Here is a 5,120-nt window from a genome sequence, read left to right as displayed (position 1 = left end):
TGTCGGCGGCGCTTGAAAACTAGACAGTAACGGCGCTCGAAAAGTGAACACTCCGCCAACGATTGGAGTGTGATCACCATGGAGGACTGGGCGCTGATCAGGAGGCTGGCCGCCGACGGCGTGCCGAAGGCCAGGATCGCCAGGAAGTTGGGCATCTCGAGGACGACGGTCATAAACGCCATCGCCTCGGACGGGCCACCGAAGTACGAGAGAAGAGCGGGTCCAACGTCGTTCACGCCGTATGAGGCGCGGGTGCGTGAACTCCTCGAGGAGACGCCGGACATGCCCGCGACGGTGCTGGCCGAACGGGTCGGGTGGACCGGCTCGATCCGATGGTTCCGCGACAACGTCAACCGCCTGAGGGTCGACCACCGCCCGATCGACCCGGCCGACCGGCTGACCTGGACGGCCGGGGACGTAGCGCAGTGCGACCTGTGGTTCCCGCCGCGCAAGATCCTGCTCGAGGACGGCTCCCGTACCCTGCTTCCGGTACTGGTCATGACCTGCGGGTACTCCCGGTTCACGCTGGGGAGGATGATCCCGACCCGAAAGACCCCGGACCTGCTCCTGGGCACGTGGGAGCTGCTGGATCAGCTGGGTCGGGTGCCGCGCCGGCTGATCTGGGACAACGAGCCCGGCATCGGACGAGGCAAGCTGACCGAGCCGGTCGCGGTGTTCGCCGGGATGCTGGCCACGAAGGTGGTGCTGCTACCACCGCGGGATCCCGAGTCCAAGGGCATCGTCGAACGCCGCAACCGCTTCTTCGAGACCTCCTTCATGCCCGGGCGCCACTTCGAGTCCCCAAGCGACTTCAACGCCCAGTTCGCCCACTGGCTGTCCGCTGCTAACGCCCGGACGGTGCGCACGATCAAGGCCCGTCCGGTGGACCTGCTCGCCGCGGACAAGGAGGCGATGCTGCCCCTGCCGCCGGCGGTGCTGCACCTGGGCTGGCGCAACCACGTCCGCCTCGGCCGGGACTACTACGTGCGCGTCGACACCTCCGACTACTCCGTCGACCCCCGCGCGATCGGGGCCCGGGTCGACGTCGCCGCAGACCTGGACACCATCCGGGTCCGCCAGGCCGGCCGGCTGGTCGCCGAGCACCCACGCCGGTGGGCCCGGAGCATGACCGTGACCGACCCCGCCCACGTGGCGACCGCCGCCGCGCTACGGCGCGACTACCAGCACCCCAGGTCCCGTCCCGAGGCCGACGACCTGGTCCGGGACCTGGCCGACTACGATAAGGCGTTCGGGATCGACGCCGGCGAGCTGGAGTCGCGATGAGCCGCAAACCAGCATCCGCGAGCGAGTCGCTCAAGCAGATCACCCACCTGGCCGCGGCGCTGAAGGCGCCGCGGATCACCGAGTCCGCCGCCCGCCTGGCCGACCACGCCCGCGACAGCGGGTGGACCCACGAGGACTACCTGGCCGCGGTCCTGGAACGCGAGGTCGCCGCCCGCAACGCCTCCGGGGCCCGGCTACGCATCCGCGCCGCCGGCTTCGGCGCGGTCAAGACCCTTGAGGACTTCGACTTCGACCACCAACCCGGCGCCCGCACCCCGATCCAGGCCCTCGCCTCCGGTGCGTACCTGGCCGAGCACCGCAACGTCGTCCTCCTCGGACCGCCGGGCACGGGCAAGACGCACCTGGCCACCGCCCTCGGCGTCGCCGCCGCCCGGCAAGGACACCGGGTCCTGTTCGCCACCGCCACCGACTGGGTCACCCGCCTGACCGAGGCCCACGACCGCGGCCGCCTGCCGACCGAGCTCACCCGGCTGCGCCGCTACGGCCTGATCATCGTCGACGAGGTCGGCTACCTGCCCTTCGAGCAGGACGCCGCCAACCTCTTCTTCCAGCTCGTCTCCTCCCGGTACGAGCACGCCTCCCTCATCCTGACGTCGAACTTGCCGTTCAGCTCCTGGGCCGGCGTCTTCGGCGACCAAATCGTCGCCGCCGCGATGATCGACCGCATCGTCCACCACGCCGACGTCATCGCCCTCAAAGGCGCCTCCTACCGGCTCCGCGACCGCGGCGTCGAGACGCTTCCCAGCATCAAGGCCGAGCAGGAATCCCTAGACTGAGACCGTTCACTCTTCGACCGCCGAAACCGCCCAGTTTTCGAGCGCCGTCGACAACTCCACCCTCGAGCGCTGGGATCGGGAAGAGGGACGCGGCTCCAGCAACGCCCGCTGCCCTACCTGCGGTGGCGCAAGTGCATGCGCGCTCTGCGACGACGACTATGCGGGCACCGTTGAGGGACCCGAACTTGGATGTGTGTAGCCCGAGCGGCGGCAATGTTGGACGTTCTCCACCATCGCGCCTGGACGTGTGTCCCTTGAGGCCCATCGAGCACGAGTGCCCGCCCTTACCGCACCAAAGACGCCATCATGTGGGGGCAGGGGGACGCCAACCTTTGGCACCGACTGGACTACAGTGGTCGGTGTGCGAGGCACCAACCGATTATGGTCACCGAAAGCAGCGCATGAGTACGAAAAGATCGCCTGGGACGAAGGATCCTGGTTCAAGCATGTCGATTATCATTGACTGGGACTGCGCGACTGGCGTCGTGCATTTCTTCCGTCCCGACGGTAAATACATTGAAGAGCAAGTTTCCGCCCCTCGACCTGAGTCACCGATCGTCCGCGCTGTACACATGCTCGGACAGCCCGGCGTAGTGGCGACCACCGACCGCGGGGAAGACATCTTCATTGAGCTCCCCACGACCGCCCAGTCATCTCCACTGCGTGAGAGGCCAGTGGTGTACCTGGATCAACAAGCCTGGTCTAAGCTTGCCCTAGCCCAGCACGAGCCAGAAAGATTACTGCCGCCTGAAGAACGAGATGCGGCAATGTGGCTGATCGACTTAGTGAAGACGTGGTCGGTCGTCCTGCCCTACTCGGGCGGCATCCTGAATGAGACCGCTCACTGGTCGAACCAAAAGCGACGACGCCAGTTGGCGGTGACGATCGCTAGCCTGAGTCGTGGGTGGCAGATGCTGGACCCGCTAGGGGTGCGCGCCGCCGAGTTTGAGCACATACTCGCGGACGATAAGGGGAAGTGGCCCCTCCCTGACGCGTGGACCTTGGCACCTGGGGCCTGGCGGCAAGCCCGCAGCCAAAGCGACCAACCTGGCGGCGATCTCCCCCCAGAGTACGCACTGAGTGTGAGCGCGATCGCGTCAAGCTTAGGCGCGATCTCGGTCCTTCTGGACGAGGACGCCATACCGCGAACCGACCCCGACGATTGGGCGGAACACTGGGGTGCACTTGCGGCGCACGTGGCAGAGACAAATAAGTCAAAGCACTTGACCGAACTTGCGGTGCACGGGGCGATCGTGAGCGATGCCAGGAAGGAACTGGCCCGTGCCGCTCAAGCTGTTGGCTGTTCGACGGAGGGGTTCGCTTCGTGGCTTAGGGGCCCCGCGCGCCGAGACTTGAGCAGCTTGCCAGCGCTTGGCCTTGCCCGCGAGGTGACCTATTTGAAGATCATCAACTCAACAGCAAGATGGGAGGGCAACGACCTCACGGACATCTTTTACCTTGTACAGGCTTGCGGGTATGCGGATGCGGCCGTGGGCGAGAAAAGTTTCGTAACCCTCATTCAACAGGCTCAGCGGCGTCTGGGTAGACCGGTCACCGCGCACAAGACGTTGCGTGCATTGCGTGGGTCAAGTGTCCTGCAAGACGTAACGCCGAAGCCGGCTCTTCAACTTTGAGCGTGGCGCGGGTGTTCACGCCGCGATGGGTCGGGGCGCGTAGCCAATGATGCGGCATCGGTAGTTGTCGTGGTTGCGGTACCCCCGTCCGACCCTCTTGATCGTCTTCGCGGTCAGGTTCGCCGCCTCCGTCCTCGCGTTCGTCACCCTGGTTCGGCAGAAGGTGAGCAGCTCCCGCCGCCACGCGCGCAGGGTCCGGAACAGCGCTGCGGGCTCGGGCAGGCGGGTGGCGCGCACGGCGCGCTCGAGGTGGGCCCAGTGCCGCTGGAACGATGACGTGTCAGTGGCGCTGAGAACCTGACGGACGTGCTCCTTGATCCCCCAGGCGACGGCCAGCTCAACGTCCTCGGCGAGGATCTGCTGCAGCTTGGTCCGCTGACGCAGCGTGAGCCGATCACCGGCGCAGGTGAGCAGCTTGCGGTACTTCCACGAGGTGTCGGTGGCCCGGCCGCGGCGCTCGTGCAGCTCCCACACCCGGCGCCGGCGGACCTTGGTGACCATCTCGTTCGCCAGCCGCACCACGTGCCAGTGGTCGACGCTGACCCGGGCGCGCGGTAGTGCCCTGCGGACGGCGGCACGGAACTCGCCGGACATGTCGAGGGCGACGATCTGCACGCGCCGGCGCCACCACCGCGGCCGGGCCGCCAGCCAGGACGTGACGACTTTGCCGCGGCGTCCATCGACGACGTCGAGGATGGCCCCGTCGTCCAGGTTGGTGAACACGATTGACCACGGCTCGACCCGCTTCACGGCCTGGGTGTCGGGATCGCGCAGGTAGCGCACGGTGCGGAATCGGTGCTCATCGATCCCCAGATGCTTGACGTGCCGGCGGTCCACGCCGGTATCCAGGTCCACGGTGCTGGTGAGCATCCGCATTACCGTCGGCCACGACAGGTCCGCCTCGTGCGCGACGCGGGAGACCGCTCGCGGCTCGGCCCGACAGGCGGTGATCACCTGCTCCGCCAGCCGGGTCGTGACCCGGGCCCGGGCGGGCAGCTGCTCGGTCTCCTCGGTGAACGAGCGCCGCGGGCACAGCGGCTCCCGGCAGGCGTAGCGCCGCTTGCGCACGAGCACGTCCAGGGACTCCCCGCCGCACGGGACGTCCTTGACGTGCTGCATGGGTCGAGCCTGGACCCGCGAGGACAGCACCCCGCAGGACGGGCACGCGCCCTCGCTCGTGGTCGTCTCGATCACCACCTGCCGCGCTTGCTCATCGCCGACGGCAGGGCTGGCTGAGACGACTCGGTAGCCGGACAGGTTGAACAGGATCGACGCCGCATCGACGTCGAACGTAGGCTGGTGCACGCTCGCGGTCCTCGCTCATGGGATGTCTAGACAACACCCATGTTGGCGCAGGGCCGCGAGCCCTACCTCAGGGCCCCACCACGCTCAAAGTTGAAGGGCC

Annotated in this window: 4 protein-coding genes; 3 read left to right on the top strand and 1 reads right to left on the bottom strand. The window is 67.3% G+C overall.

Annotated elements, in window-relative coordinates; all coding sequences use genetic code 11:
• The first annotated feature begins 69 nt into the window (after nucleotides 1-69).
• The 3 genes from istA to ACTMMA_RS18095 all read left to right on the top strand — a co-directional run bounded on the left by istA (nucleotide 70) and on the right by ACTMMA_RS18095 (nucleotide 3,715).
• Nucleotides 70-1,284 carry an IS21 family transposase gene (istA, locus tag ACTMMA_RS18105; protein ID WP_441190557.1) on the top strand — a complete coding sequence of 405 codons (1,215 nt, stop codon included), beginning with the start codon at nucleotides 70-72 and terminating at the stop codon, nucleotides 1,282-1,284.
• On the top strand, nucleotides 1,281-2,081 hold the full coding sequence (istB, locus tag ACTMMA_RS18100) for an IS21-like element helper ATPase IstB (protein WP_441190556.1): 801 nt from the start codon (nucleotides 1,281-1,283) through the stop codon (nucleotides 2,079-2,081). The genes istA and istB overlap by 4 nt, the downstream gene beginning before the upstream one ends.
• Nucleotides 2,082-2,527: 446 nt before the next feature.
• Nucleotides 2,528-3,715, top strand: a complete 1,188-nt coding sequence (locus ACTMMA_RS18095; RefSeq protein ID WP_441191463.1) for a hypothetical protein — start codon at nucleotides 2,528-2,530, stop codon at nucleotides 3,713-3,715.
• 15 nt (nucleotides 3,716-3,730) lie between these two features.
• On the opposite strand, the gene ACTMMA_RS18090 is transcribed toward ACTMMA_RS18095, so the two are convergent.
• Nucleotides 3,731-5,020, bottom strand: a complete 1,290-nt coding sequence (locus ACTMMA_RS18090; protein ID WP_441189508.1) for an ISL3 family transposase — start codon at nucleotides 5,018-5,020, stop codon at nucleotides 3,731-3,733.
• Nucleotides 5,021-5,120 lie beyond the last annotated feature (100 nt).

It is taken from the genome of Ornithinimicrobium panacihumi, from assembly GCF_052073805.1.
Classification (GTDB): domain Bacteria; phylum Actinomycetota; class Actinomycetes; order Actinomycetales; family Dermatophilaceae; genus Ornithinicoccus; species Ornithinicoccus panacihumi.
Note: the sequence above shows the minus strand (reverse complement) of the source record. Positions and strands in the feature narration are given on the sequence as shown.

Excerpts from the sequence above, each read along its gene's own strand:
- istB (WP_441190556.1), top strand. The coding sequence starts at position 1,281 with ATGAGCCGCAAACCAGCATCCGCGAGCGAGTCGCTCAAGCAGATCACC.
- ACTMMA_RS18095 (WP_441191463.1), top strand. The coding sequence starts at position 2,528 with ATGTCGATTATCATTGACTGGGACTGCGCGACTGGCGTCGTGCATTTC.